Source organism: Streptomyces sp. NBC_00259 (genome assembly GCF_036181745.1).
Taxonomy (GTDB): domain Bacteria; phylum Actinomycetota; class Actinomycetes; order Streptomycetales; family Streptomycetaceae; genus Streptomyces; species Streptomyces pratisoli.
Map to the genome: position 1 here is coordinate 232,328 of NZ_CP108080.1, position 25,519 is coordinate 257,846.

Annotated in this window: 25 protein-coding genes and 4 pseudogenes; 10 read left to right on the forward strand and 19 right to left on the reverse strand. The window is 70.6% G+C overall.

Features of this window, described 5'->3' with window-relative positions; all coding sequences use genetic code 11:
- Positions 1 to 79: 79 nt before the first annotated feature.
- Positions 80 to 297: pseudogene (locus tag OG766_RS01155) on the forward strand (hypothetical protein); the annotation flags it as partial.
- A gap of 61 nt (positions 298 to 358) precedes the next feature.
- Here the strand turns inward: OG766_RS01155 and OG766_RS01160 are convergent.
- The 10 genes and pseudogenes from OG766_RS01160 to OG766_RS01205 form a co-directional block, all read right to left on the reverse strand.
- Positions 359 to 1,390: a hypothetical protein gene (locus OG766_RS01160; protein WP_328724303.1), complete on the reverse strand. Its 1,032-nt coding sequence runs from the start codon at positions 1,388 to 1,390 to the stop codon at positions 359 to 361.
- Positions 1,391 to 1,600: 210 nt separating this feature from the next.
- Positions 1,601 to 1,804: pseudogene (locus OG766_RS01165) on the reverse strand (transposase); the annotation flags it as partial.
- A gap of 15 nt (positions 1,805 to 1,819) precedes the next feature.
- Positions 1,820 to 1,960: pseudogene (locus OG766_RS01170) on the reverse strand (transposase); the annotation flags it as partial.
- An 87-nt stretch (positions 1,961 to 2,047) separates the two neighbouring features.
- Positions 2,048 to 2,401: a VOC family protein gene (locus OG766_RS01175; RefSeq protein WP_328724304.1), complete on the reverse strand. Its 354-nt coding sequence runs from the start codon at positions 2,399 to 2,401 to the stop codon at positions 2,048 to 2,050.
- Positions 2,402 to 2,544: 143 nt separating this feature from the next.
- Positions 2,545 to 3,063: a hypothetical protein gene (locus tag OG766_RS01180; protein ID WP_328724305.1), complete on the reverse strand. Its 519-nt coding sequence runs from the start codon at positions 3,061 to 3,063 to the stop codon at positions 2,545 to 2,547.
- A 14-nt stretch (positions 3,064 to 3,077) separates the two neighbouring features.
- A complete protein-coding gene (locus OG766_RS01185; protein WP_266377620.1) occupies positions 3,078 to 3,575 on the reverse strand; it encodes a hypothetical protein in 498 nt (165 codons plus the stop codon).
- 103 nt (positions 3,576 to 3,678) lie between these two features.
- Positions 3,679 to 4,293, reverse strand: coding sequence for a hypothetical protein (locus OG766_RS01190; protein ID WP_266377618.1), 615 nt, complete (start codon positions 4,291 to 4,293; stop codon positions 3,679 to 3,681).
- Positions 4,294 to 4,560: 267 nt separating this feature from the next.
- Positions 4,561 to 5,121 carry a TetR/AcrR family transcriptional regulator gene (locus OG766_RS01195; protein WP_328724306.1) on the reverse strand — a complete coding sequence of 187 codons (561 nt, stop codon included), beginning with the start codon at positions 5,119 to 5,121 and terminating at the stop codon, positions 4,561 to 4,563.
- Positions 5,122 to 5,321: 200 nt separating this feature from the next.
- Positions 5,322 to 5,663, reverse strand: coding sequence for a hypothetical protein (locus OG766_RS01200; RefSeq protein ID WP_266377614.1), 342 nt, complete (start codon positions 5,661 to 5,663; stop codon positions 5,322 to 5,324).
- Between the two features lie 183 nt (positions 5,664 to 5,846).
- Positions 5,847 to 7,880: a transglycosylase domain-containing protein gene (locus OG766_RS01205; RefSeq protein WP_328724307.1), complete on the reverse strand. Its 2,034-nt coding sequence runs from the start codon at positions 7,878 to 7,880 to the stop codon at positions 5,847 to 5,849.
- A 322-nt stretch (positions 7,881 to 8,202) separates the two neighbouring features.
- On the opposite strand from OG766_RS01205, the gene OG766_RS01210 reads away from it, so the two are divergent.
- A complete protein-coding gene (locus OG766_RS01210) occupies positions 8,203 to 9,747 on the forward strand; it encodes a glutamate synthase subunit beta (protein WP_328724308.1) in 1,545 nt (514 codons plus the stop codon).
- A gap of 124 nt (positions 9,748 to 9,871) precedes the next feature.
- On the opposite strand, the gene OG766_RS01215 is transcribed toward OG766_RS01210, so the two are convergent.
- Positions 9,872 to 11,110: a 4-hydroxybenzoate 3-monooxygenase gene (locus OG766_RS01215; protein WP_328724309.1), complete on the reverse strand. Its 1,239-nt coding sequence runs from the start codon at positions 11,108 to 11,110 to the stop codon at positions 9,872 to 9,874.
- A 217-nt stretch (positions 11,111 to 11,327) separates the two neighbouring features.
- Here OG766_RS01215 and OG766_RS01220 point away from each other — a divergent pair, with 217 nt between their 5' ends.
- Complete coding sequence (locus OG766_RS01220; RefSeq protein ID WP_328724310.1) at positions 11,328 to 12,689, forward strand: FAD-dependent oxidoreductase; 1,362 nt, start codon at positions 11,328 to 11,330, stop codon at positions 12,687 to 12,689.
- A gap of 158 nt (positions 12,690 to 12,847) precedes the next feature.
- Here the strand turns inward: OG766_RS01220 and OG766_RS01225 are convergent, their stop codons facing one another.
- Entirely contained in the window at positions 12,848 to 13,423 is a 576-nt protein-coding gene (locus OG766_RS01225) for an ATP-binding protein (RefSeq protein ID WP_328724311.1), read from the reverse strand.
- A 417-nt stretch (positions 13,424 to 13,840) separates the two neighbouring features.
- Here OG766_RS01225 and OG766_RS01230 point away from each other — a divergent pair, with 417 nt between their 5' ends.
- Entirely contained in the window at positions 13,841 to 14,554 is a 714-nt protein-coding gene (locus tag OG766_RS01230) for a trimeric intracellular cation channel family protein (protein ID WP_328724312.1), read from the forward strand.
- Between the two features lie 307 nt (positions 14,555 to 14,861).
- Here the strand turns inward: OG766_RS01230 and OG766_RS01235 are convergent.
- Both OG766_RS01235 and OG766_RS01240 read right to left on the reverse strand, forming a co-directional pair.
- Positions 14,862 to 16,076, reverse strand: a pseudogene (locus tag OG766_RS01235) (MFS transporter); the annotation flags it as partial.
- A 165-nt stretch (positions 16,077 to 16,241) separates the two neighbouring features.
- On the reverse strand, positions 16,242 to 16,742 hold the full coding sequence (locus tag OG766_RS01240) for a GNAT family N-acetyltransferase (protein ID WP_328724313.1): 501 nt from the start codon (positions 16,740 to 16,742) through the stop codon (positions 16,242 to 16,244).
- 128 nt (positions 16,743 to 16,870) lie between these two features.
- Between OG766_RS01240 and OG766_RS01245 the strand changes: the two genes are divergently transcribed.
- Positions 16,871 to 17,794: a hypothetical protein gene (locus OG766_RS01245; protein ID WP_328724314.1), complete on the forward strand. Its 924-nt coding sequence runs from the start codon at positions 16,871 to 16,873 to the stop codon at positions 17,792 to 17,794.
- A gap of 116 nt (positions 17,795 to 17,910) precedes the next feature.
- Here OG766_RS01245 and OG766_RS01250 read toward each other — a convergent pair whose 3' ends face one another.
- From OG766_RS01250 to OG766_RS01260, 3 genes are read right to left on the reverse strand one after another with little or no spacing between them, the layout of a single operon-like run.
- Positions 17,911 to 18,495, reverse strand: coding sequence for a nuclear transport factor 2 family protein (locus OG766_RS01250; RefSeq protein ID WP_328724315.1), 585 nt, complete (start codon positions 18,493 to 18,495; stop codon positions 17,911 to 17,913).
- The gene (locus OG766_RS01255) at positions 18,492 to 19,322 is read right to left on the reverse strand and encodes a class I SAM-dependent methyltransferase (RefSeq protein WP_328724316.1); all 831 of its coding nucleotides are present in this window, start codon (positions 19,320 to 19,322) and stop codon (positions 18,492 to 18,494) included. Before OG766_RS01255 ends, OG766_RS01250 begins: the two co-directional genes overlap by 4 nt.
- Positions 19,319 to 19,552, reverse strand: a complete 234-nt coding sequence (locus OG766_RS01260) for a hypothetical protein (protein ID WP_266377589.1) — start codon at positions 19,550 to 19,552, stop codon at positions 19,319 to 19,321. The genes OG766_RS01255 and OG766_RS01260 overlap by 4 nt, the downstream gene beginning before the upstream one ends.
- 169 nt (positions 19,553 to 19,721) lie before the next feature.
- Between OG766_RS01260 and OG766_RS01265 the strand changes: the two genes are divergently transcribed.
- The 4 genes from OG766_RS01265 to OG766_RS01280 all read left to right on the forward strand — a co-directional run bounded on the left by OG766_RS01265 (position 19,722) and on the right by OG766_RS01280 (position 22,905).
- Positions 19,722 to 20,564, forward strand: coding sequence for an ABC transporter substrate-binding protein (locus OG766_RS01265; RefSeq protein ID WP_266377585.1), 843 nt, complete (start codon positions 19,722 to 19,724; stop codon positions 20,562 to 20,564).
- A complete protein-coding gene (locus OG766_RS01270; protein ID WP_266377583.1) occupies positions 20,561 to 21,361 on the forward strand; it encodes an amino acid ABC transporter permease in 801 nt (266 codons plus the stop codon). The genes OG766_RS01265 and OG766_RS01270 overlap by 4 nt, the downstream gene beginning before the upstream one ends.
- Positions 21,362 to 21,368: 7 nt before the next feature.
- Positions 21,369 to 22,208, forward strand: coding sequence for an amino acid ABC transporter ATP-binding protein (locus tag OG766_RS01275; protein ID WP_328724317.1), 840 nt, complete (start codon positions 21,369 to 21,371; stop codon positions 22,206 to 22,208).
- A 175-nt stretch (positions 22,209 to 22,383) separates the two neighbouring features.
- Entirely contained in the window at positions 22,384 to 22,905 is a 522-nt protein-coding gene (locus tag OG766_RS01280) for an AMIN-like domain-containing (lipo)protein (RefSeq protein ID WP_328724318.1), read from the forward strand.
- A gap of 124 nt (positions 22,906 to 23,029) precedes the next feature.
- On the opposite strand, the gene OG766_RS01285 is transcribed toward OG766_RS01280, so the two are convergent.
- Both OG766_RS01285 and OG766_RS01290 read right to left on the reverse strand, forming a co-directional pair.
- A complete protein-coding gene (locus tag OG766_RS01285) occupies positions 23,030 to 23,770 on the reverse strand; it encodes an SRPBCC family protein (protein ID WP_266377577.1) in 741 nt (246 codons plus the stop codon).
- A 22-nt stretch (positions 23,771 to 23,792) separates the two neighbouring features.
- Positions 23,793 to 24,440 carry an ArsR/SmtB family transcription factor gene (locus OG766_RS01290; RefSeq protein WP_266377574.1) on the reverse strand — a complete coding sequence of 216 codons (648 nt, stop codon included), beginning with the start codon at positions 24,438 to 24,440 and terminating at the stop codon, positions 23,793 to 23,795.
- Positions 24,441 to 24,753: 313 nt separating this feature from the next.
- Between OG766_RS01290 and OG766_RS01295 the strand changes: the two genes are divergently transcribed.
- Positions 24,754 to 25,515, forward strand: coding sequence for a DeoR/GlpR family DNA-binding transcription regulator (locus tag OG766_RS01295; RefSeq protein WP_266377570.1), 762 nt, complete (start codon positions 24,754 to 24,756; stop codon positions 25,513 to 25,515).
- Positions 25,516 to 25,519 lie beyond the last annotated feature (4 nt).

Genomic DNA, 25,519 nt, shown 5'->3' on the forward strand with positions numbered 1-25,519 from the left:
AGCGGTCGGGATCGACGTACCTTGAGCTTCTCCAACCTCGCGTGCCAACCGGGCAGTGGCCGACAAGCATGTGAAGCCTCTGGTAGATGGGTTTCGACCAAGAGAACCGTCTCCACCGGAGACTTCGCATGCTTGTCTACCTGTCCGCGTCGACGTGTCCGGCTCTGCCCTGCGCTTCCTCGCCGCCCGCCTGAGGGAACACGGCCGCGCTCTCGGAACCCGATGGCGACGCTGAACGCAGGCCGACATGCCCTGCTCACCCTCGCCCACCTGCGCAACGGCCAGCCCTACGCCCAGTTCCAACTGCTGCCGGGGGCACCACGGTTACGCTCGCCGCACCTCCCCAGGGCACCACAAGCTACTGGATGCTCCAGCGGTGTGGATGCTCGGGCTCGCTGGGACAAGCGAATACGTTGAGCTCACCCCAGCGGCCCACAGTGACCTCGGTGGGAGTGGCGCAACGGTGAGTGGGCTGGTTCCGGTCCTCCAGCGGTTTCCAGCTGCCGCTGCCGCCGTCCCATTCCGAGCTGTCGATGGTCAGCAGCAGGCGCATCGGTGTCGTGCATGTCGGACAATCCATGGGATAGGGGTCGGTCGCATGCCAGGAGGCGAAGCCGCCCACGCGCCAGCCAGGCGGGATGGACAGGTCGTACTGGTAGCCGAGCGGCTCTGGCGTGCTCTCGTCCGGCGTCTGCTCGGCTTCCTCTTCAAGGGCTTCCTCCCAGGCGTCGATCCGGACGCACAGTTCCTCGGGCAGAAGGCCGGCAAACGGGTAGGTGGCCACCCTCTCCGGGTGCAGTACACAGGGCTCGGGCACGAAGCCATCGGACCCGACGACCAGCGGCTGCGGCGGCGCGGTCAGCACCTCGCCGACCTCCCACGACCGCCGCCAGCGCAGATGCAGCTCCAGGTCATACCGGCCCGGGCCGTGCGCGTTGAAGGGGCACCAGAACACTTGAAGCAGATCGCTGACGCCCGGCCCCGCCGGCAAGTCGGGCACATCCCGCCTGTACAACTGCGCGAGGCCGATCATCGGCAGCGGGTCAGTCTCGGATGTCCCGGGGATCCGGTGCTCCCGGTGCAGCTCGCCCAAGAGCTTCCGTTCCTCATCCGTCGGGCCGGGAGCCCGCTCGCGAGCCCATGCGGAAGCCAGAACCTGCCGGTAGCGACGGATGTCAGCCGGGCGACGACCACGCCCACGGCTGTGTGCCTCGCCGCACACCGGCCACGGCTCGTCCGCTGGCCACAGCATGGGACCGCCCACTGAGCTGGCCGAAAGGTCTGGTCTGCCCGGCCGCGGATGGAGCCGAGTTGTCGTCCCCCGAAAGGCGGCCAGTTCCGGGAAGAGCGCCTCGATATCGAGAGGGCGCGCGGGCGTGGTCCTCGTCATCGACCCGACCTTAAACGCCTCACAGCCCCCTTCATCGAGCCAGTCCGCTGGATCGGGGACATCGGTCCGTGGCCCGGTGCGTTTGGCTGATGGACGGGCCGACGACCACTACGAACAGCTCCAGAGTGTCCGCGCGAGCTGGCCCCAGGAGGTTGTGGAGAGCTCTCCCGGCGCACACAAGTGGCGGCGCTGAACTGCTGTCAGTCGACGCCAGCAGATGAGCGCGCAGGCCAGGGTAAGGAAGGCTTCGTGGACGTCGTCGCTGATCTCCCAACGGATCCGCAGGCGGCGGAACCAGTTCAGGTGAGCGAACGTGCGCTCCACGACCCAGCGTTGGGTGCCGAGTCCGGATCCGTGCTCGGTGCTGCGGGCGTTCACCGGCTTCACGCCGAGTGCACGGACGAGACGGCGGTACAGCGGCAGCTGTTGCCAGGACATCCCGGTATGCAGCACGAACAGGATCCCCTGAAACACCAGTCGGTCCCGATGCCGCTTCCGCCCCGGATGGCGATTCCGGCGCTCCACCTTCGGCAGCAACGGCTCGACCGTACCCATAGCCATCATCGACATTCCATGGCTTCGGCCGAGCCACCCCACACCCCGGAGCTTCAGTTCCGGGCTGATCCACCACCTCAAAGATCATTCTGTGAGGGGTTCTTACTGACGCCGCTCGCCGAGGACACAGAACTCGTTGCCTTCGGGGTCTGCCAAGACAACCCACGGTTGCTCGCCCTGGCCGATGTCGACACGCTGTGCGCCATGGGCCACAAGACGAGCGACCTCGGCGTCCTGATCATCAGGCCTGAAGTCGAGGTGCAGTCGGCTCTTCGCCGTCTTCTTCTCATGGACCCGAACGAAGTCCAACCCCGGCATGCGATCCGGCGACGGGCGGATCTCGAACTCGTCGTCAGAGGAGTGGACCACCACCCAGCCCAGAGCCTCGGCCCACCACTGGCCCAACGTCACCGGATCCATCGAGTGAACGATTACCTGTTCCCATTCCAAGGTCATCTGCCGAGGTTAGACCTGCGCTTCGCGCCTCGGCAAGGCGGAACTCATGAGGCTCCGGGCGTGATTCGGAGAGCCGATGACGTGGGCTGGAACGCCCGCCCCCACATCACCACGGCCTGGTGGGGGACGGTCAGCGACCGGCCTCAATCCGTCCTGCAGCCGATACCGACGCAGACGCCTCCGTCACCACCGCTGCCACCGTCTCCGCCGGCGCCGCTGTCGGTCGTGTCTCCACCGTTGCCACCGGCGCCGCCGTTCGCGCTGCCCCGGCAGATCCCGGCGCAGATGCCGCCCTTGCCGCCGTCCGTGCCGTCACGGCCCGGCCCGCCGGTCGTGCCGTTGCCGCCGTTGGCACTGCCGTTGCACAGGCCGGCGCAAATGCCCCCACTGGTACCGCCGTTGGTGCCGTCGCTACCGTTGGCGCTCCCGTTGCAGTTCCCCGCGCATATCCGGTCGCCGACGCGCAGGCTTCCGTCGTCGACGGTGACCCGGCCCGGTTGCGCCTCGTCGTCGTCTTCGGCCGGCAGATTCGGGGCCATCGACACCGACGCGGTGGGGTGCGAGGTGGGCGCCGCCATCGCCGCGGGTGCCAGCACGGCGCCGCCGATCACAGCAGCCGAGGCGATGATGCCGATTCTGCGTGTCCAAGAGTTCCCAGGCATTCGATTCTCTCTTTCTACGCGGTGAAGGGGTCCGGTCCGAACACCGCGGACCAGGCGTCGTCATTCAGGAACTGCCGCTTCCAGGTGTCGACCTCGGCCTCGGGAACGTGGTACTTCTCCGCGACCTCGGCACGCGTCGTTTCTCCCGACAGCACGGCGAGCACGATCCACGCCTTGTCCGTCTCCGACAGTGCGTCCTTCGGCTTGTCCGGCAGGTCATCGATACGGAAACAACCGGACGTACCGGTACGGCCGGGCTGACCGGGCTCGCCGGGCTCACCCGGTTGGCCGGGGCCGCCGCCGCGGCCTCCCTCACCGCCTTCACCGCCCCTGCCGCCTTCTCCGCCACTGCCGCACTTCGCAAGACGATCGAGCAGGTCGTCGGGGCCGGCCGAGAGGCTCATGCCTGCCGCGGCGCCCTGGGGGGTCTGCGCGGCGCATGCCGTGCCGGTGGCAAGGGCCACCGAGGCCACCGCCAGGACGAGCGAACGCTGCCACCAACTACTGGACATCAGGATTCTCCACTTTCATCACATGAGGTCAGGGGTCTGTACCGGGGGGGTCCGGGGGTGGAGGCCGTGAGGGCCTCCACCCCCGGCCGTCGGCGTCCGACGGTCAGAAGATGCCGAAACCTCCGGCACCACCCGTGCCACCGGCGCCACCGGGGCCGAAGAAGCTGAAGCCTCCGGCACCGCCTCCGCCACCGGGGCCTCCGTCGCCGAACACGCTGTTCCCGCCGCCGCCACCGGAGCCGCCGCCACCGCCCTCGCCGGTGACACTGCTGCCACCGCCGCCACCGGAGCCACCACCGCCGGCATTGCCGGTGACACTGCTGCCACCGCTGCCGCCACCGCCGCCGTCGCCACCGTCACCCGTGACACTGGTGCCGCCGCCTCCGCCCCCACCACCGCCACCGCCGGGCCCGGTGACGCTGCTGCCTCCCCGGCCCCCGGTGCCACCGTCGCCACCGTCACCGGTGACGCTGCCACCGCCGGAGCCACCGGCACCGCCGGAACCACCAGGGCCGGTGAGACTGCCGCCGCCCGCACCACCTGCGCCGCCGGCGCCGCCGTCGGCGACAAGACCCACGACGGGGGTACTGGGAACCGCGGCGGACGCGGGAAGGGCGACGCCACCGGAGAGCACCGCCGCCGAAGCGGCGATCACCACGAGACGAAAGCGCCGCCGCCTCGGACGGAGCTCGTTGTGAGAATGAATGATGCGAGTCATGGACTTTCCCTTCGACATGCAGAGACGCTGCTGAGGCCCCCGGAATCCCGGGGCGAGAAGACGGACTCGTTTCGGGGAATCCGTCTCGATGCGCCGCCCCGTCGCCATCACGCGAGGCCCGCAGCACCAGTACGCCCCCGTTCCCGCAGCGCCGTCACGTACCGGAAAGGCGGGACTTGACAGCAGTGGACACACGCTCTAAAAGGCGTGCAGAAGCCAGGCTGAGCCGGCTCACGTGCGAAGGCGTTGCACCTCGCTGCCCGGGGACTACTGCCCGCGGTCGAACAGCATCTTGATCACCGGTCGCGCCGCCGCCTCGGGGTCGTCACCGACGTCCGGCGGCAGGGCTCCGGCCAGCCACAGCGTGGCGAAGCCGTGCACGATCGACCAGGCGGCCACGGGCGCGTACGAAGACTCGCCGCGCTGCGCCGACAGGCGGCCGAGCCCGCCCTCCAGGGCCTCACGGACCCGGTCGCGCGAGGCAACAACGTCGGGCGCGTCGGCGTGGTAGAGGCTCGGCTGGAACATCACCTCGAAGTGGGCCCGGTGCCGCACGGCGAAGTCCACGTAGGCCACGCCCACGTCCAGCAGTTCGTCCCCGGCATCCTGGAGGGCCTCGGCCAGGAGCTCGAAGCCCTCGCATGCCACGGCGGTGAGCAGTCCGGCCTTGTCGCCGAAGTGGTGCTGCGGTGCGGCGTGGGAGACGCCCGTGCGGCGAGCCAGCTCCCGCAGACTCATCGCACCCGGGCCGTTCTCGGCGATCGCCTCGACCGCCGCGTCCACGAACGCCTTGCGCAGGTCGCCGTGGTGGTAGGGCTGACGCCTCATCACCGACCCCCCGTCCCGCCTTCGCCGAGTCACCGCACCTCACATATCTTTCCATTGTAAAGCCGTGTGCCGGGACACTCCTGACGGCACACACGAGCGCGCCCGCGGCCGCCATTGCGACCGCGGGCGCGCCTGCGGTGAACCGGGTTCCGCTCTCCGTGACTCCGCGTGGCCGAGGACCGTCCGGCCGCGGGGACCGGTCAACAGGCGCGGGCCGGCCTCGGGCCCGCGACGGTGATCCAGCGCAGAACGGTCGCGACCGTCCTGTCGTCCAGCGCGCACAGGATGTTGATGGCGTCCAGATCACCGGGCCGCGGGGCGACGCCCGTCGTGGTCAGGGCCGAGTGCAGGTCCAGACGGCGCCTGTCGTGCGCCGCGAGCGGAATGGGCAGCCGCTCCTCCTGCTCAGGCGGCAGGAGATCGTCCTCGTCGCGCATCGCGGAGTACAGCCCGTCGGAGTCACGCGCGCCGGGGAACCGATACGGGTCGATCCCCGCGTCCGACAGCACCGACGACAGCGAAAGAAGGGGCTCAGCAGTCATGGAAGCCTCCAGGGTTGCGTCACTGACACCACTGAGGGCGCATCGTGAGCCGGGGCGGTTCCGCTGCGTCCGGTACGTCACTCGTTCGTCCCCAAAACCACGTCATCACACCGGCCCCGGCCGACGAGGGCCGCCCTCCGCGGAAGAAGCCCGCTTCACTGCCATGCGGCACCGGTTGACCTGCTACGCGGCACCCGTGAACGTGGGTGCCGGCTCCGCGGGCGCGTCGTCGGACCTGGGCGGGGAGATCTTCATCATGTAGTCCGACCAGATCCTGGCCGGGAAGACACTTCCGCGCAGGGTGTCCTTCCCGCCCGTGCCCGCCATGGGGAGCAGGGGCTTGCCGGGCTGGGAGCGGAACATCGTCACGGCGGTGGACAGGTTGTCGGTGTAACCGGCGAACCAGGCGGCGCGCTGGGTGTCGTTACGGCCGGTGGAGGCTCCGGAGAAGGGACCGAGGGTCGCCATCGCCGATGCCGCCTCGGTGCCGAGGGCCGCGTCCCGGAGGACCGAGGTGATGCCGACGGCCACTTCCGGGTCCATGACGCGCCGCGCCGGCGGAGCTCCGAGGCCGGGGACGGGTTCGTCGCCGTGGAGCACCTTGGTGACGGAGTACGGCTCGTGCCGCGTGCCCTCGCTCGCGAACGTCGCGTACGAGCCGGCCAGCCGGATCGCGCTCGGTGAGGAGGTGCCCAGGGGGAACTCCTTGGTGCGGGGCGCCATGCTGCTCCTGAGCATTCCGGCTCCCACGGCCATGTCCTCCACGCGCGCCAGACCCGTGGCCGAACCGAGCCGCAGGAAGGTCGTGTTGGCGGAGGCGGCCGTCGCCTCCCGCAGGGTCGGGAAACGGCCGGCGCCGGCCGGCGGGAAGAAGAACGTGCCGTCGGCCCGCACCGGCGGCAGGTCCGCGGTCAGCCTTCCCTTCTCGTCGAAGCGGCTCTCGGTGGAGACGCGTTGTACGGAGCCGTCCTCGGCCACGGCACCGTGCTGCAGCGCGGCGGCGAGGACGAAGGGCTTGAAGACCGAACCCGCGGGAACGCCCGATGTGTCGGCGTTGTTGGTGAAGTACGTGGTCGCGTCGGGGCCGCCGTAGACGGCGACGATGGCGCCGTCGTCCGGTCGTACGGACGCGGCGCCGACCTGGACGTACCGATCGGCCTCCCTGGTCTTGGGCTTGATGTCACGGCTGAGGACGCCCTGGACGGAGCGTTCGAGCTGCTGCACCGCGGCCTTGTCGAAGGTGGTGTGGATCTGGTAACCGCCCCGGTCGAGGTCGGCATCGGTGAGCTTCGTCTGCTTCTTGACGTAGCGCTTGGCGATGTCGACGAGATATCCGGTCTGGCCGCTCAGATTGGTGGACTTGGACTGCTGACGGGGCGCCGGGAACGTCGTGTACCGCGCGCGTTCCTGCGGGCTCATCAGGCCCAGGTCGACCTGGCGGTCCAGGATCCAGGACCAGCGTTCGACCGCGCGGCGGCGGTTGTTCTCGCCGACCGCGGGGTCGTAGTCGTTGCCGCCCTTCAACAGGGCGGCGAGGAAGGCGCTCTGACTGGGATTCAGCTTGTCCACGCCGACGCCGTAGTAGGCGTTGGCGGCGGCCTGGATGCCGTACGCGCCGCGCCCGAACCAACTGGTGTTGAGGTAGCCCTGGAGGATGTCGTCCTTGGACTTTCGGTTGTCGATCTTCAGGGCGATGCAGAACTCCTGTACCTTGCGCGACATCGTCTGGTCCTGCGACAGATAGGTGTTCTTCACGTACTGCTGGGTGATGGTGGACCCGCCCTGGGTCTCCTGGCCGCGGGCCATGTTGGCGACGGCGCGGGCGAGTCCGGAGAAGGAGACTCCGGAGTCGGAGTAGAAGGTGGCGTTCTCCGCCGCGATGGCGGCGTTGCGGACGGAGACGGGGATCTTCGCCAGCGGCACGTTCTGCCGGTTCACGGCACCCACGCTCACCATCTGGCTGCCGTCGGCCCAGTAGTAGACATTGGCTTCCTGGCGCGCCGCGGCGTTCTCGCTGGGAACGTCGACGTAGGCGTAGACGGCGGCGAAGAGCGCCACAAGCCCGCACACGATCGCCGTGAAGGTGCCGAGGAGCAGTTTCCACGAGGGGAGCCAGCGGCGGACCCCCTCTCTGCCCTGCCGCGGGTAGTCGACCAGGCGTCGGCGCTTCGTGCCTCGCCCGCGGCGTGAGCGGGGCGGTGTGGTGTCTTCGCTCATGTACGGCTGCTCCTCGGTCGGGCCCCGCGCGCGCACCAGCGGCGGCGCGCGCGGATCTCACCCGGCAATACGGTGAGTGCCGCGACCGCGTTGCCTGCCCTCGCTGTGAAGGACAGCACGGTGCCGTGGGGGAACCGGGCGGCCCGTTTCACCCTCGCCCGGTTACCCACGGGTCAGGTCGTGTCAGATCGCGTCGGGTCAGGTCGGGCCGGTGAGCGGCGGTGGGGCCTCGGGTTCCCGGCGTACGACGGAGCCCTGCGCAGCAGGCGTACGCTGGTCGGAACGTCGTTAATCCACTGCGAGTGAGCGACGGAGGCGGCGCATGACCGACCCACGCGGCTTCCTCAGGATCCCCCGGCGGTCCGTGCCGCCGCGCCCCGTCGAGGCACGGCTCGACGACTGGCGCGAGGTCTACGCGGGGCAGGCGCTGCTGCCGCTCGTGTCCGAGCAGGCGATGCGCTGCATGGACTGCGGCGTGCCCTTCTGCCACAGCGGTTGCCCGCTGGGCAATCTCATCCCGGAGTGGAACGCGTACGCGTCGAGGGGCGACTGGCAGGCCGCGGCCGAGCGGCTGCACGCGACGAACAACTTCCCCGAGTTCACCGGGCGGCTGTGTCCTGCGCCGTGCGAGGACGCCTGTGTGCTGGCGATCAACGCCGATCCCGTGACGATCAAGAACGTCGAGCAGACCATCGCCGATGAGGCCTGGGAGCGCGGGTACACACCGCCGCAGCCGCCGCAGCGGCTGAGCGGCAAGACCGTCGCCGTCATCGGTTCGGGACCCGCCGGGCTGGCCGCGGCGCAGCAGCTCACGCGGATCGGTCACACCGTGGTCGTCTACGAGCGCGCGGACCGGATAGGAGGCCTGCTGCGGTACGGCATTCCCGAGTTCAAGATGGAGAAGTGCCATCTGAACCGTCGTATCGAGCAGATGCGGGAAGAGGGCACCAAGTTCCGCACGGGTGTCGACGTCGGCACCGATGTCGACGCCGCCGAGCTGCGCAGGCGTCATGACGCGGTGATCGTCGCGGTGGGTGCGACGGAGCGCCGCGAACTGCCCGTAGCGGGTCGCGAGCTGCAGGGCGTCCACCAGGCGATGGACTATCTGACCCTCGCCAACCGGGTCCAGGAGGGCGACTACGGCTCGCCACCGGTCACCGCCGAGGGCAAGCACGCCGTGATCATCGGCGGTGGGGACACCGCTTCGGACTGTCTGGGTACCGTGCTGCGGCAGGGCGCGGTGTCGGCGGTGCAGCTGGACATCAATCCGGAGCCGGGTGAGGCGCGGCCCGACGGCCAGCCCTGGCCCGTGACGCATCCCAAGGTCTACCGGATCTCCCACGCGCATGAGGAGGCCCGGGGCCGTGAGGGGACGGATCCCCGGCTGTTCTCGTCCGCCACCCTTCACTTCGAAGGGGACGCGGCGGGTCATGTGTGCGCGCTGTGCCTGACGGAGGTGGAGCCCGCGGCGAGAAGTCCGCTGCCGGACACCGAGCAGGTACTGCCCGCGGAGCTGGTCCTGATCGCCCTCGGTTTCTCCGGGCCCGAGCGGGGTTCCGGGCTGATGCGGCAGCTCGGGCTCGGGCTGGACGACCGGGGGAACTTCGCCCGGGACACCGGCTTCGCGGCCACACCGGCCGTACCGGTCGCCGGGCGGGCGGCGCTGGACGGCCTGGAGGGGCAGGCGGCGCGCCGGGCCCGTACGGACGGCGTGTTCATCGCGGGTGACGCGGGGCGCGGCCAGTCCTTGGTGGTGTGGGCCATCGCGGAGGGGCGGGCCGCGGCGGCGGCAACGGACCGCTATCTGACCGGTTCGACCGTCCTGCCGTTTCCGATCGTCTCCACCGACCGGCCCATGGTGGCGTGACCCGGCGCGGCACAGGAGTGCCTGCCGGCAGTCGGGCGTCGGTCCGCGGCCGGCAGGCGTGCGCGGGTCCCGCGGCAGGCAGCCGTACGAGGGCCCCGCGGCCGGGAGTCGTGCGAGGGTCCGGTCAGCAGTCGATGTCCTTGCCGATGTACAGCTCGGCGAAGGCGACCGCCGCGGCCGGCGATTCGAAGATCCGCCGCAGCCGTGCGGTCGCGGCGCCCGCGCGGAACGGGTCGCCCGACGAGGCGCCGTGCAGCACGTCCGAGAGCCACTGCGAGAACTCCTGGTACTGCCATACGCGCCGCAGGCTCGACGCCGAGTACTCGCTCAGTCCTCCGGTGTCGTCCGTAGTGCAGTAGGCGACGAGCGCGTCGCCGAGCAGCAGGGCGTCGTACAGGGCGAGGTTCATGCCCTTCGCGGCGATCGGCGCGGCGAGATGGGCCGCGTCGCCGGCGAGATATAGCCGGCCGTACACCATCGGTTCCACCACGTAGTTGTGCATGTCCAGCACCCGCTTCTCGATCAGCCGGCCCTCGGTGAGCGGCGGGGCCCCGTCCGCCGACAGCCGGTGGCGCAGCTCCGACCACACGCGTTCGTGCGGCCAGTCCTCCGGGTCGTCGCCGGGCGGGCATTCGAGGTAGTAGCGGGTCACCTGGGGGCTTCGTGCCATGTGGGCGGCGAAGCCGCGCGGATGGACGCCGAAGACGACGCAGTCGCTGGACGGAGGTGCTTCGGCGAGGAGGGCCAGCCAGCCGACGCCGTAGTCGTGCCGGGCGACGGTGGAGTGCTCGGACGGCATGTAGGTGCGTGTCACTCCGCGTGCGCCGTCGCAGCCGGCGATGACGTCGCAGTCGAGGTGTTGCCGCTCGCCCGTCTCCGGGTCGGTGTACGACACCGAGGGCCGGTCGGTGTCGATGTCGTGCAGCTCGACGTTCCGTACGCCGAAACGGATGTCGCCGCCCGCGTAGTCCGCGTACGCCCGCACCAGGTCGGTCACCAACAGGGGCTGTGGGTAGACGAAGTGATGCCGCCCCGACAGTTCGCCATAGGGGAACCGGTGTCGCCCACCGGAGAAGCGGAACTCGAACTCGCCGTGTGCCTGGGCGTGTTCGAGGAGGCGGTCGGCCAGTCCGCGCCGCTCCAGTGCGCGGACCGCCCATTCCTCGATGAAGCCGGCGCGGGGCCGCTGTTCGATGAAGGCGCGGGTCTCGGTTTCCAGGACCACGCAGTCGACGGAGGCGGTGCGCAGGATGTTGGCGACGGTGAGTCCGGCGGGTCCTGCGCCCACGATGACGACGCGGGTACGCCGTGACGAGGCCGAGGCGGACGAGGACGCCGTGGAGGGTGGGGAGGCGGGAGTCACCCCGTCATTATGACGGTGATCAGTCAAGAATCACGGCCGGCTCCGACGGCGCGCCAGCCGGTCCGACGCCCGAAAAACGGAATCCGCGTCAAGGCGCCCTTTGAGAAGTCATAAGCCTGGCTTATGAGGTCATAGACGGGGACCTGGTGTTTGAGCAGGCATTCCTCCTGCGAGGATGGCGGTCGAGACCGCCGTTGTCGCTCGAAGGGAATCACTCATGCCCCGCCCCCTGCGGGTAGCTGTCGTCGGAGCCGGACCCGCCGGGATCTACGCCGCCGACGCGCTGCTGAAGTCCGAGGCCGCCGCCGACCCCGGCGTGTCCATCGACCTCTTCGAGCGGCTGCCCGCCCCGTTCGGGCTGATCCGGTACGGCGTCGCCCCCGACCACCCGCGGATCAAGGGCATCATCACCGCCCTCCACCAGGTGCTCGACAAGCCGCAGATACGGTTGTTCGGAAACGTCGACTACCCGAACGACATCGGCCTGGACGATCTTCACGAGTTCTACGACGCGGTGATCTTCTCCACGGGCGCGAACGCCGACCGTGCGCTCGACATACCCGGCATCGACCTCGACGGCTCGTACGGCGCGGCCGACTTCGTGTCCTGGTACGACGGCCACCCGGACGTGCCCCGCACCTGGCCGCTGGAGGCCGAGAAGGTCGCCGTGCTCGGCGTCGGCAATGTCGCGCTCGACGTGGCGCGCATCCTCGCCAAGACGGCCGACGAGCTGCTGCCGACCGAGATCCCGCCGAACGTCCACGCCGGGCTCGCCGCCAACAAGGCGCTCGAGGTCCACGTCTTCGGGCGGCGCGGGCCGGCGCAGGCCAAGTTCAGCCCCATGGAGCTGCGCGAGCTCGACCACTCCCCCAGCATCGAGGTCATCGTCAACCCCGAGGACATCGACTACGACGACGGCTCCATCGCCACGCGCCGCGCCAACAAGCAGGCGGACATGGTCGCGAAGACGCTGGAGAACTGGGCGATCCGCGACACCGGCGACCGGCCGCACAAGCTGTTCCTGCACTTCTTCGAGTCCCCCACCGAAGTCGTCGGCGAGGACGGCAGGGTGACGGGTCTGCGCACCGAACGGACCGCGCTCGACGGCACCGGCAACGTCGACGGCACCGGCGAGTTCCGCACCTGGGACGTGCAGGCGGTCTACCGGGCGGTCGGCTATCTCTCCGAGGAACTCCCCAAGCTGCCCTTCGACCTCGACACCGGCACGGTGCCCCACGAGGCCGGACGCGTCATGGAGAGCGGCGAACACCTGCAGTCGACGTACGTCACCGGCTGGATCAAGCGCGGCCCCGTCGGCCTCATCGGCCACACCAAGGGCGACGCCAACGAGACGGTCGCGAGCCTGCTGGACGACCACGGCAGCGGCCGTCTGCACACACCGTCCGCGCCCGACCCCGAGGCGGTCGTGGCGTTCCTCGACCGCACGAACGTCCGTTACACGACGTGGCAGGGCTGGTACCGGCTGGACGAGGCGGAGCGCGCGCTCGGGGCGGCCGAGGACCGCGAGCGGGTGAAGATCGTCGACCGCGAGGGAATGCTGCGGGCGAGCGGGGCGTGACGCTCGGCGCCACCTGGCACGCCCCGGCGGCACCGGCCGCCGTACGTCCTGACGTGGCCCCTGCATCCCGACCTGTACGTCCTGCTAGCTGTACGTCCTGATCCTGACCTGTGCGTCCTGACGCCGCCGCCCGGCTGCGGCGTCAGGACGGCCCGCGGTCAGCCGGCCCGCCGCTCCCGCCGGAAGTGCATGACGGGGCACCCGTCGGCCGGACACGCCCCCGCCCCGGCGCCGTCCGCGCAGTCGGTCGCGGCGAACACCGCCCGTACCTCCTTGCCGCGCTCGGACACGCGGCCCACCTGCAGTGCGCCGCCCGCCTCGCGGGCGAGGGTGTCGACGATCATCAGGCCCCGCCCGCGGTCCTGTCCGGGATCGGCGGTGAGCACCGGCTCCGGCAGGAAGGGGTGCTCGTCGTGCACGGTCAGTGTCAGTGCCGTCCGGGTCCTGGTGAGCTTCACCGTCGTTCTGTCGGAATGCGGGACGGCGTGCCGCACCGTGTTGCCGACCAGCTCGGAGATCACCAGTGAGGCGGTGTACAGCCCGTCCTCGCACAGCCCCCACTCCCGCAGGACCCGCGCGGCTCTCCGGCGTGCGGCGGGGACCTCGGCGGGCGTCGCGGGCACGGTGAAGGCATGGACGGACACGGCCGGGCCCGGCCCGTGACGGGAGGCCGGGACCCGGTGGGTTCCGGCGCCGCACGGCGTTCCGGGCGGGTTCGAAGCGATCGTTCGCATGGCGATTCCCAGTGGTCCGCCGGATGGGGATACCGGCATCTGATCAAGCGCACCCTGGATGGCGAGCCCGGTGACCAGCGAGGGCGCCACGCTGCGCCGGCCGCTGTCGATGTGTGGTTCCGCCGGACAGCGGGCGCACCTGCCCCGACCAACTGTTCGGCTTGGCCGAGCTTCAGCAGGAACTACCCGCGACGCAAGGGGCGTATCCGGACACATATGAACCTTTGACATGACCGTTGTGATCGCCGGGCCGGCTCCGGGCGCCCTCGGAGTGCGCCGGCCGGGCCGTCCGTCCGCCTGCCTGCCTGCCATGTGCCTCGTCCTGACCGGCTTACGGGGCGGTCGGCGGCCGCGGGGCATCGCGCGTCGCCTCAATGGCGGAGCCTTCCGGTCCCGCCTGCCAGGAAGGGATGCGGAGTGTCGCAGACCTACGAGATCTTCGATCACTCGGTGCACCTGGTGGCGGACCTCTCGGGCATCTTCATCTTCGCCGTGACCGGCGCGCTGGTGGCCGTCCGTATGCGGTTCGACGTCTTCGGCATCATGGCGCTCGCCGAGATCACCGCGCTGGGCGGCGGGGTGTTCCGCGATCTGGTCATCGGCGACGTTCCGCCGGCGGCCTTCAGGGACATGGGCTATTTCCTCACCCCGATCATCGCCGGCGGCCTCGTCTTCTTCCTGCATCCGGCGATCAACCGCATCGGCGGAGCGGTCCAGGTGGTCGACGCGGCGGGGCTCGGACTGTTCAGTGTGTCGGGCACGGTGAAGGCAGCGGTGTGGGGCATCGAGCCGTTCCACGCCGCCGCCATCGGGGTCGCGACCGCGGTGGGCGGCGGAGTGCTCAGGGACCTGCTCGCCATGGAGATCCCGTCGCTGCTGCGCCGCGACCGTGAGATGTACGCGCTGCCGTCGGTGCTGGGGGCGGGCACGGTCGCCGTACTGCTCCAGTTCGGTCTGCTGGGCCCGATCAGCAGTGGCGCCGCCATGCTCGCCACCTTCGTCCTGCGACTGCTGGCGCTGCGCTACGGCTGGCGTGGCCCCCTCGCCTGGAAGAGCGAGCAGCTCCCCGCGCCCGGTGGGAAGGAGCCCGGTCAGGGTCGGGGGGCCGGTCGGGGGCAGCCGGTCTCCTGAGGCCGGCTGCCAGGGCGAGCAGGACGGCGCTGAGCAGGACCAGCCCTCCCAGGGTCAGGAAACCGACCTCGAGCGCGGCGACGAACGCGCTGTCGGCGGCCGCACGGACCCGGTCGTGCGAGGTGCCGGGCAGCCGGGCCAGCAGTTCCTCCCGTTGCTCCTCGCGCGAGAGGACGTTGTCGAGCGCGCGCTGTTCACGCGGGCTGAACACATCGCCGTCCCCACCGGTGGACGCCAGCAGTTCGTTACGCTCCCGCCACTCCGCCGTGGTGAACAGCGCGTTCATCAGCGCCAGCCCCAGCGTCGCGCCGATCTGCCGGCTCTGCACCGACAGGCTCGCCGCGACTCCTCGCGCGGAGGCGGGTACGGCCGCCATGATCATCGCGGTGGCGGACGGGTAGACCAGCGGCGGGGCGAGGCCGAAGACCAGCAGGGCGGGAACGAGCAGGGTGCTGTGGCGGTTCGCCACGCCGTACGTGAGCCACAGCACGCAGCAACCCAGCAGCACCAGGCCCGTGACGATGAGCAACCTGCCGTACCCGAGGTCGGTCAGCCGTCCGACGAACGGCGAGAGGACGACGGTCCCGAAGCTGCCGGCCATGAGGAGCAGTCCGGTACGCAGCGCTCCCAGGTCGAGCACGTGCTGCAGATAGAGCGTCACATGGACACCGACGGCGAGCGAGGCGCACTGGACGAGGGCCAGAGCGACCATGGGCACGGAGATCGTGGCGCGGCGCAGCGGCCGCAGGTCCAGCAGCGGGTCGGCGACGCGCAGTTCCACCGCGACGAAGAGGCCCAGCAGGACGACGCCCGTGACAAGCGGCAGCAGGGTGCCGAGCGCGGCGAAGCCCCAGTCGGAGGACCGCTCGCAGGCGAAGACGACGAGGGTCAGCCCGGAGGCCATCAGGACGGCGCCCGTCACGTCCATCGACGCCCCGGTCCGCCCCCGGGTCTCGACGAGATGCCGGCGGGCCAGGACGACGACCAGCAGGCTGAGCGGGACACAGACGGCGAAGGCCCACCGCCAGCTCCCGAACTCCACCAGCAGCGCGATCCCCAGCGGCACGGCCACGCCGAAGAAGCTGGTGAACGCCGTCTGGACGCCGATGGCCCAGCCGTGCCGTTCCTCGGGCAGCGCGGCGGTCAGGTTGGCCAGCGCGAGCGGTACGGCCAGGGCGATGCCGAGGCCCTGCACACCGCGCGCCGCCACCAGGAAGATGCCGTCGGTGGCGATGGCGCACAGGCCGGAGCCGAGCGCGAAGCAGACCATGCCCAGCAGGAACACGCGGCGCCGTCCGACCACATCGCCGAGCCGGCCGCTGATCACGGCCACGGCGCAGAGCGGGAGCAGGGCGGCGACGATCACCCAGTGAAGGGTGGAGCTGTCGATGCCGAGGTCCTTCTGGATCTGGGGCAGCGCGACGATGACGGCGGTCAGGCTGGAGAACAGCAGGACGCTGGCGGTGATCGTGGCGATCATGACCGCACGCTGCGGTGGCGACAGTTCCCTCAGGGCGCCCATGTCGGACAACTGTCCCGCGAGCCGTGACGGACGGCATCCGGTCACGGACCACCCGGGTGCGGGTACGTCAGGGCGGCGGCTCGTGTCTGTACGGGCGGTCCGCGTGCGTACCAGCGGCCCGCGTGCGTACGGGCCGGAACGCTCCCCGTCACGGAGCGGCGGTGGTCACCGAGTCTTCGTACGGGCCGTGCTGTGGTGCAGCCAGACGTAGTCGACCGGCTGGGCGGCGTTCCAGGCGGTGGCGAGATCGGGGTCGACGGGCAGGAACGCGGCTCGCCGGTAGCACCGCAGGGCCGGCTCGTTGTGCGGGTGCACCCGCATGAAGACGTCCTCGTAACCGGCGTCCGTGGCGAGCGCGGTCAGCCGGCAGACCAGTTCCTGGCCGATTCCCTGGGCTCGGGCGGCGGGCGAGACGATGATCCGGGCGAGTTCGGCCTCGTCCTCCTCGTCGTCGAACCACAACTCCCCGTAGGCGAGGAGTTCCTCACCGCGCAGGAGCATATGGGCCCGCACGTCGTCGCCCGCCTGCCATTCGGCGATCGCCCGCGGCGGCAGGGGGAAGTCGTGGCGTCCGCACCACATGGCGACCTCGCCGGACGTGGCCGGCCAGCCGGCGACCGTGGCCGCGTGCGTCACGTCGAAGGGCAGCAGTTCGATTCTCGCCATGGGTGGCCACTGTAGGGGTGCTCGGTGTGGCGGGTGCGACCGCCCTGCGCCCCTCGTCCTCCCCGGGTGGAATACCGGAGGAAAGCAGGCAGGATGAACGGAACTGGACGGAAGGTGCCGGGTGAGCCGTGGATCTGGAGAGCGTCGCGGACGAGTTGTACGGGCTGCCGCCGGAGGACTTCACCGACGCCCGCCGTCGGCACGCGGCGGCCGCCCGCGCGTCGGGCGACCGTGGCCTGGCGACCAGGATCTCGTCGCTGCGGCGCCCGACGCTGTCCGCCTGGGCCTGCAACCTCCTCGTGCGGGCCGACCCGGACCAGGCGGCCGGGCTGCTCCGCCTCGGTGAGGGACTGCGGCAGGCGCACCAGGAGCTGGACCGGGACCAGATGCGGGAGCTCGGCAGCCGGCGCAATCGCCTCGTCGGTGCGCTGTCCCGGCAGGTGCGGGACCTGGCCGCCGAGGCAGGGCATCCGGTCAGCGAGTCGGTGCTGCGCGAGGTCGAGGTCACGTTGCAGGCGGTGCTGGCCGACCCGGACGCCGCGGCGGACTGGGCCACGGGGCAGCTGGCGAGGCCCCTCAGCCCGCCCGTCGGGTTCACCGAATCCGCCCTTGCCGCCGCGGCGCGCCGGCCGGCTCCGGCCGCTCCCGCCACGGCTCCGGAGGCTCCGGCCGCCCGCGGGGACGGACGGAAGGCGCAGGCGAAGAAACTCGCCCGGGCACGCCAGGACGCGGAGACGGCCGAGCAGCGGGCCCGCGAGCGGGAGGAGGCGCTCCGTGAGGCCGAGTCCGAGCACGAGCGGGCCGAGGCACTGCTGGAGCAGGCGGAGCAACGGGCGGCCACTCTCGCCGAGGACGTCAGGACGGCCGAGAACCGTCTGCGCGCCGCCCGAAGGGAGCTGGACGAGGCGCGGGCCGAGGAGGGCACCACGCGCACCGCTCGTGACGGCGCGCGCAAGCGCGTGTCCGAGACCCGCCGTGCGGCCGGACAGGCACGCCGGGACGCCCAGAGCGCGGGCGACCGGGTCGAGGCTCTGGAGGCGGAGGGCGGATAGCCGTACGGGCCGGCCGCCGCAACGCGCACAAGGCGCACGCCCGCAAGCCACACGCCACAAGCCACAAGCCGCACGAGCATCCACGACCAGCCAGAAGCAGCCAGGAGCTGCCGCCGTCACCGCTCCTGGAGCGGCTCACCACCCATCAGGTCGTTGAGAGGACCCCCGGTCAGCGTGGCCCGCTGGTCCGTCACGAACGGCAGCCGCGCCACCGTCGCGGGGTCGATGAGCCCCGCCTGGGCGAGCACCGAGGCCTGGTCCCAGTAGATGTGCTCGCCGGAGATGAGCGGGCCCTCGAACGAGACGACGGCGAGGACCATGACGGTGATGGGCCGGCCGGTCGGGGCGACCGAGGGAAGGATCCAGGGCACCGGGACGTCGTGCGTGAACGAGACGAGCATCTCGTCGACGATGCGATCGCGGCCCGTGGTGCGGGTCAGCGGCGCGATGGTGAAGTCCTCCGCGTTGTGCCCCACGAACCAGCGGCGGTAGAAGTCGCGCACGGCGTCCCGGCCGCGGGCGCCCATCGCGGTGGGCACATGCAGCACCACGGGGTCGTCCGTCATCGTGGCCATCGTCGCGTCGACGTCCCGCGTGGCGAACTCGCTGGTGGTGTGGAGGTCCCAGACACGCTCCAGCTCGGCCGGGGCGACGGGACCGGCGACGAGACCGGCGACGGGATCGGGGACGGGGGTCATCATGGCGCCTCCTCGGGTTTCCATCCCCATGAGGTGATCATTCCTGGGGAGAGCGCGGCGCAGTCGGGCGAGTCCAGGTAACGCTTCGCCTCGTCGATGACGTGGTCGTCGACGAGTCCGGTGCCCACGAGCGCGTCCCGGGCCCGGTCCCATGTCCCGCCCCAGAAGCGGCTGATGGGGCTGCCGGGCATCAGCGGCGGCACATGGACCTCGGCGGCCACGGACCTGAGCCCGGCCGCGTGCAGGAGCTGCGGGTAGCGCGTCACCCAGGTGATGTCGGTGCCGATGGTGTCCCGCAGTCCCTGCCACATCGCCCGCATGGTCCGTGAGTACGGGTCGTTGGGCGGCGCCGCCCCGGCGCTCACGTCGATCGCGTCACTGAGGACGAGAACCCCTCCGGGCGCGACGAGACCGGCCAGCCTGGTGATCGCCTCCTGCCGGGAGGGCAGGTGCATCAGCACGAACCGTGCGTGGACCAGCTGGAACATGCCCGGGTCGAAGGACGGGTCGGTGATGTCCGCTTCGAGGGCGGTGAGTCCCGGGGTGGGGTGGGCGGTGAGGAAGCGTACGTCGCGGTCGACGGCGAGCACGGCCGCGACGCCGGCCCTGCGCAGGAGGCCGCGGGCCACGGTGCCGGTGCCGGCGCCCACGTCCAGGCAGTGCCAGTGCGGGCCGGCGCCCAGTTTCAGCAGGCGGGTGAGGGTCGTGTCGTCGTAGGTGAGCGCGCCGAGGTCGATGCGGTCGTCCTCGCCTGCCTGTTCCGGCCGGAAGACGGCCTCGCCGTAGCGGCCGTCGTCCCGGCGGTCACCGCCGTCCTGCGGGGTCGTCACGGGCCGATCCTCCACGGCGGACCGTCCACCCGGCCGAGGCGCGCCGCGCACACGTCCAACCGGCCCAGCGCCTCACATGCGTTCGGCAGGAGGTCGCTTCGCCGCGGGTGGTGCCGGCACAGGTCGTACCGCCCGCTGTCGCGGTGCTCACCGGCGGCCGCGCGCAACCGCCGTATCCCGGTGACCAGTTCCTCGCGGCCGAGCCGTTCGGCATCTTGATCGACGGCCATGACGGCACGTTGGGCACCGGGAGGGCCATGGAACCACTCTCGGCCCTCTGCGGGGCGGGGACGGCATCGGTCGGCCATGTCCACGATCCTTCGGGACGCGACCGGCCAGGTGGCCTACGATCATGAGTGGCGGTGCCATCCACCGTCCCCTGCGCCCATGGAGGTCACCATGTCCAGGACTGCCGGCAGCCATCGCACCCACCCGATCCGCATCCTTGCGACGGCCTGCGCGGCAGCGACCGTACTGTCGCTCGCCGTCGGCTGCTCGTCCAAGGAGGAGGGGAGCGGTGAGGCCGCGGGCGGGGTGCCGGTGGTCGAGAAGGGAAAGCTCACCACCTGTACGCACCTGCCGTATCCGCCGTTCCAGTTCGAGCAGGGCGGGAAGGTCGTCGGCTTCGACGTGGCACTCGTCGATCTCGTGGCGAAGAACCTGAAGGTCGAGCAGAAGATCGTCGACACTCCCTTCGAGAACTTCAAGACGGGGGCCTTCCTGAACTCCGGTCAGTGCGATCTGGCCGCCGCCGGTATGACGATCACCGACGAGCGCAAGAAGAACGTGGACTTCTCCGTCCCGTACTTCGACGCCACGCAGGCGTTGCTCGCCACCAAGAAGAGCGGCGTGACCTCGCTGGCCGAGGTCAAGGCCAAGGGGGCGAAGCTGGGCGCGCAGGCGGAGACCACCGGTGAGAGCTACGCGAAGTCGCAGGGCTTCGACCCGGTGTCGTTCGAGAGCTCGGACGCGGTGCTGAACGGGCTGCGCACGGGACAGGTCGACGCCGTCGTGATCGACTACCCCGTGGTCCAGGGCTGGCTCAAGGACAAGGCCAACGCCGACGCCTTCGCTCTCGGGCAGAACATCGAGACCGGTGAGCAGTACGGCTTCTCGGTGAAGAAGGGCAACGACAAGCTGCGGGCCGCCATCGACAAGGCGATCACGGACGCCAAGGCCGACGGCACGTACAAGAAGCTGTACGAGCAGTGGATCGGGCCGCTGCCCGAGGGCCGGTCGTGACCTCTCGGCTGACCAGGCGGCAGCGCCGCCGCGTGTCGCAGGGGATCCAGTACGCGGTCTTCGTGGCGGCCGTGGTCCTGATCGCCGTACTGGCCGACTGGGACCGGCTGCAGAACCAGTTCGCGCAGAAGGATCTCGCGAGCCAGCTGTTCCCGGACATCATCACGATCGCGCTGCGCAACACGGTGGTGTACACCCTGTCGGGCTTCGCGTTCGGCCTGGTGCTGGGGATGATCGTGGCGCTGATGCGGCTGTCGTCGGTGGCTCCGTACCGCTGGGTCGCGAGCGTCTACATCGAGCTGTTCCGTGGCCTGCCGGCTCTGCTGATCTTCATCTTCGTGGGGGTGGCGATCCCGCTGGCGTTCCCGGGGGCCGAGATCCCCGGCGGGGTGTACGGGAAGGTCGCCCTCGGTCTCGGTCTGGTCGCCGCCGCGTACATGGCGGAGACGATCAGGGCCGGGATCCAGGCCGTACCCAAGGGCCAGATGGAGGCGGCGCGCTCACTGGGGTTCTCGCACGCCCGCGCGATGGTGTCGGTGATCATCCCGCAGGCGTTCCGCATCGTGATCCCGCCGCTGACGAACGAGCTGGTGCTGCTGTTCAAGGACTCGTCGCTGGTGCTGTTCCTCGGCGTCACGCTGGACGAGCGGGAACTGACCAAGTTCGGGCGGGATCTGGCCAGTCAGACCGCGAACTCCACGCCGATCCTCGTCGCCGGGCTGTGCTACCTGCTGGTGACGATTCCGCTGAGTTTCGTCGTACGCCGGCTGGAAGCACGGACCGAGAAGGCCAGGTGAGGACGGGATGACGCAGAACGAGATCGAGATCCGCTCGCTGCACAAGTCGTTCGGTGACAACGAGGTGCTGCGCGGCATCGATCTGGACGTCGCCCACGGCGAGGTGGTGTGCGTCATCGGGCCGTCCGGCTCGGGCAAGTCGACGCTGCTGCGGTGTGTGAACCTGCTGGAGGAGCCCAGCGCGGGCAAGGTCTTCGTGGGCGGTACGGAGGTCACCGACCTCGATGTCGACATCGACGCGGTACGGCGCCGGATCGGCATGGTCTTCCAGCAGTTCAACCTGTTCCCGCACGTGACCGTGACGGAGAACCTCACCCTGCCGCAGCGGCGCGTACTGAAACGCGACAAGGCCCGGGCGGCGGCGGTGGCGCGGGAGAACCTGGAGCGGGTGGGTCTCGCCGACAAGGCCGGGGCGTATCCGGCGCAGTTGTCCGGCGGTCAGCAGCAGCGGGTCGCGATCGCTCGGGCGCTGGCCATGGACCCGGAGGTGATGCTCTTCGACGAGCCGACGTCGGCGCTCGACCCGGAGCTGGTCGGTGAGGTGCTGGCCGTCATGCGCGTACTGGCCGCCGAGGGCATGACGATGATGGTCGTCACGCACGAGATGAGTTTCGCCCGGGAGGTCGCCGACCGGGTGGTGTTCATGGACGGCGGGGTCATCGTCGAACAGGGCCCGGCCGAGCAGGTGGTGGGCTCACCCCGACACGAGCGGACCAGGAACTTCCTGAACCGGATCCTGGATCCGGCGGCAGCGGCGGAGCCGGGCGCGGGTCCGCAGGACGCCGGTCCCGGCCCCGGTACCGGTCCGGGTCCGGGGGACGCGGAGGACGTGCGCAAAGAGGGATGACCGCTGGTGGCTGTCGTGCGCGGGCGGTCAGGCCGGGGGGAAGGGATTCCGGTGAAGACGATGAATACGCCGAGTACGCCGAATTCGGCGATTCCATGGCAACCATATGGTTATCGGGAGTGTCTCCCCTGGTGACATCACTGTCCCCGTCATCAGGAGAAATGGGGGACGCCACATGTACCACCGTCCACGCCTCGCGGCTGTCGCCGCCGGCATTCTGCTCTTCACCGCGGCAGGGGCCACGGTCCCCGCTTCCGCGGCCCCGCACCGGTCCACGGCCGGGCACCTCGCACCGGCCACCGCTCTGGTCACCGACGCCCGCTGGGGCGGTCATGGGTCCTTCGACCGGATCGTCATCGACGTCCGCGGCACACTGCCGCCGGTCACGGTGCGGCCCGTGAAGGTCCTGCGCTACGACGGCACGGGGCACAAGGTCCCGCTCGCCGGGAAGTACTTCCTGGAGATCAAGCTCTCCCCCGCCGCCGCGCACAACGACGCGGGCAGGTCCGTCTACCGGGGACCACGGCTGATCAAGATCTATCTGCCGACGCTCAAGGGTCTTGCACAGACGGGCGACTTCGAAGGCGTGGTCACCTTCGGGGCGGCCTTCGACACCAAGCCGGTGTACAAGACCGCGAAGCTGCACGCGCCCGAACGCTTCGTGATCGACGTCCGTCGTACGCCCGCGGGCGGGTGACGGCGGGACGGCGGCGGCGGAGGCGGAGGCGGGGCGGAGAGGCCGGGGAGGCGGAGGGGCGAAGACGCCGGCCTCAGCCGCTCGTTGAGCGGCTGAGGCCGGATGCGTCAGCGGGCGGAGACCGTCACCTCGCGAACACCTCGTCGAGCCGGCCGCGCCAGGCCTGCTCGGTCCTCTCGGCGTCGGCACCCGGGGCGAAGTCGTGGACGCTGACGCCGACGGGGGCCCCGAAGTGGTTACGGCCGAAGAGGCGGTACATCGCGTCGTCCGTGCGCAACCCGATGAAGTACTGGTTGCGGTAGTCGACGACCGCGTCGACGGGTCCGGTACCCGGCAGGTCGACCCGCACCGTCGTGCCCTCCACGGCCTCGTCGGACAGGCCCAGTCCACGGCTCGCGGTCTCCAGCGCATCGGGGGCCGTGGAGGCCGCGGGCGCGTCCAGGGTGGCGAACACGGCGGGACGGCCGGTGAAGTGCGTGAGGTACTGGCGCAGGGTGTGCAGGTAGAAGTCGGTGTGCTTGTTCGCGCCGTCGTACTGGTTCTCCCAGTCGTCGACGAGGATGCCGCTGTGGACGTAGCGGACCCGGCAGCCGCCGCCCTCACGGGGCTCGATGACATGGTCGAGCTGGTTGAAGGTCTGCTCGGCGATGCCCTCCACGTCCTCCGAACGCGCGGTCAGGCGGTGCGGCGGGTCCCAGGCGGTGACGGTGCCGCCGTAGGGCGCCTCCCCGCCCTCCTTCGGCTCGTACTCCATCGGCCAGAGCCAGCCGCCCGTGCCCGAGGTGATGGCGGCCCACACCTGCTCGGGGCTCGCGTCGACGTCGAACTCGCGGACGATCTCGAATTCCCTGGATTCCTTGGACATGGTGACTCCTCGGGCCTGCTCGTCAGGCCTGCTCGGGCGCGCCGATGGAGGGCGCGGGTGCTTCCGGCGTTTCTGATGGTTCGGGGTCGGGCTTGACCGTGGGGTGGAGCGCCACGACGATCCGGTGGTCGCGGCCGCCTTCCGCGTGCTCGTCGTGGTACTTGGCGATGAGCGCGCTGACGCCGCGCGTCAGCTCCTCCACGAAAGCGGCCCGGTCGGCGGCGGAGGCGAACCGCACCTCGCCGTCGAGGGCGTAGGTGGCCAGGCGCTTGCGGGCCCTGGCTGCACCGGTGATCAGCGTGCCCACATCGCGCACCAGCCGCGCGGCGACCGCGAGCAGCCAGCGCGCGGAGAGCTGGTCGCGGAAGCGGCCCGGGTCGGGCTGCACCGCGGCGAGCGCGAGCGGGGAGATCACGTACGACGCGGCGGTGGCCCGCATGAGCCGCTCGGTGACATTGCCCTTGCGGCGCTCACCGGCCAGCTCCACCAGGCCGTGCCGCTCCAGGGCCTTCAGGTGGTAGTTCACCTTCTGCCGGGGGAGCCCGACGCGGCCGGCGAGCATGGTCGCCGAGGCGGGGCCCGCGGCCAGCTCGGCGAGCAGCCTGGCCCGCATCGGGTCCAGCGACACGGCTGCCGCGGAAGGGTCCTCGATCACGGTGACGTCCAACATGGGTGCCACCCTCCCACCGAAAACTTTTCTTGTCCAGACACAATCACTTGTCGGCGAGTCGGGCTCCGTTCGGGCAGCGGGCGCCGTTCGGGCGGCAGTGGTGGGCGGATCGGGCGGCGTCGTACCGCGCCGCGGCCGCGAAGTGACCTGTGACCTGGGCAAACAGATGCGATGAAACGGGCACGAACGGGCACAGCGAAAGCTGCGAAGAGCCTGGCACGACGCGGATGGTGCTTGTACAAACGACGCATGGGCCCGAACGGGCGCAGTACCCGCAAGCGCGAGTGAGCGGCTGGCAACGAGGAAGTGTGCCGTGGACACCGAGGAGCGCCGCCGAGGCATTCTCGAGGCGGCCCGCAAGGACGGGGCCGTCGAGGTCAATGGTCTGGCCGGCCGGTTCCGGGTCGCCAAGGAGACCATCCGGAGGGATCTGCACGCCCTGGAGGAGCACGGGCTGGTCCGGCGTACGCACGGTGGCGCGTATCCGGTGGAGAGCGCCGGGTTCGAGACCACGCTGGCGTTCCGCACCACGCGGAACGTGCCGCAGAAGGCCCGTGTCGCGGCGGCCTCGGCCGAACTGCTGGGGGACGCGGAGACGGTCTTCGTCGACGAGGGCTTCACCCCACAGCTGATCGCCGAGGCTCTGCCGCGCGACCGGCCGCTGACGGTGGTGACCGCGTCACTGGCGGTGGCCTCGGCGCTGGCCGGCGCCGCCCAGACCTCGGTGCTGCTGCTCGGCGGCCGGGTGCGTGGCGGCACGATGGCGACGGTCGATCACTGGGCCACACGGATGCTCGCCGGCTTCGTCATCGACCTGGCCTTCGTCGGGGCCAACGGCATCTCACGGGAGTACGGGCTGACGACTCCCGATCCGGCCGTCGGCGAGGTGAAGGCGCAGGCGATGCGCAGTGCCCGCCGGCGCGTCTTCGCGGGGATCCACACCAAGTTCGGTGCGGTCAGCTTCTGCCGGTTCGCCGACGTGGGCGACTTCGAGGCGATCGTCACCGACACCGGGCTGCCCTCGGCCGAGGCGCAGCGCTACTCGCTCCTCGGTCCGCAGGTCATCCGCGTCTGACCCG

Excerpts from the sequence above, each read along its gene's own strand:
- OG766_RS01190 (WP_266377618.1), bottom strand. The coding sequence starts at position 4,293 with ATGACTCGCATCATTCATTCTCACAACGAGCTCCGTCCGAGGCGGCGG.
- OG766_RS01280 (WP_328724318.1), top strand. The coding sequence starts at position 22,384 with ATGTACCACCGTCCACGCCTCGCGGCTGTCGCCGCCGGCATTCTGCTC.
- OG766_RS01225 (WP_328724311.1), bottom strand. The coding sequence starts at position 13,423 with ATGCGAACGATCGCTTCGAACCCGCCCGGAACGCCGTGCGGCGCCGGA.
- OG766_RS01220 (WP_328724310.1), top strand. The coding sequence starts at position 11,328 with ATGCCCCGCCCCCTGCGGGTAGCTGTCGTCGGAGCCGGACCCGCCGGG.
- OG766_RS01265 (WP_266377585.1), top strand. The coding sequence starts at position 19,722 with ATGTCCAGGACTGCCGGCAGCCATCGCACCCACCCGATCCGCATCCTT.
- OG766_RS01180 (WP_328724305.1), bottom strand. The coding sequence starts at position 3,063 with ATGCCTGGGAACTCTTGGACACGCAGAATCGGCATCATCGCCTCGGCT.
- OG766_RS01250 (WP_328724315.1), bottom strand. The coding sequence starts at position 18,495 with ATGATGACCCCCGTCCCCGATCCCGTCGCCGGTCTCGTCGCCGGTCCC.
- OG766_RS01260 (WP_266377589.1), bottom strand. The coding sequence starts at position 19,552 with ATGGCCGTCGATCAAGATGCCGAACGGCTCGGCCGCGAGGAACTGGTC.
- OG766_RS01185 (WP_266377620.1), bottom strand. The coding sequence starts at position 3,575 with ATGTCCAGTAGTTGGTGGCAGCGTTCGCTCGTCCTGGCGGTGGCCTCG.
- OG766_RS01210 (WP_328724308.1), top strand. The coding sequence starts at position 8,203 with ATGACCGACCCACGCGGCTTCCTCAGGATCCCCCGGCGGTCCGTGCCG.
- OG766_RS01275 (WP_328724317.1), top strand. The coding sequence starts at position 21,369 with ATGACGCAGAACGAGATCGAGATCCGCTCGCTGCACAAGTCGTTCGGT.
- OG766_RS01160 (WP_328724303.1), bottom strand. The coding sequence starts at position 1,390 with ATGACGAGGACCACGCCCGCGCGCCCTCTCGATATCGAGGCGCTCTTC.
- OG766_RS01285 (WP_266377577.1), bottom strand. The coding sequence starts at position 23,770 with ATGTCCAAGGAATCCAGGGAATTCGAGATCGTCCGCGAGTTCGACGTC.
- OG766_RS01200 (WP_266377614.1), bottom strand. The coding sequence starts at position 5,663 with ATGACTGCTGAGCCCCTTCTTTCGCTGTCGTCGGTGCTGTCGGACGCG.
- OG766_RS01290 (WP_266377574.1), bottom strand. The coding sequence starts at position 24,440 with ATGTTGGACGTCACCGTGATCGAGGACCCTTCCGCGGCAGCCGTGTCG.
- OG766_RS01195 (WP_328724306.1), bottom strand. The coding sequence starts at position 5,121 with ATGAGGCGTCAGCCCTACCACCACGGCGACCTGCGCAAGGCGTTCGTG.
- OG766_RS01175 (WP_328724304.1), bottom strand. The coding sequence starts at position 2,401 with ATGACCTTGGAATGGGAACAGGTAATCGTTCACTCGATGGATCCGGTG.
- OG766_RS01205 (WP_328724307.1), bottom strand. The coding sequence starts at position 7,880 with ATGAGCGAAGACACCACACCGCCCCGCTCACGCCGCGGGCGAGGCACG.
- OG766_RS01240 (WP_328724313.1), bottom strand. The coding sequence starts at position 16,742 with ATGGCGAGAATCGAACTGCTGCCCTTCGACGTGACGCACGCGGCCACG.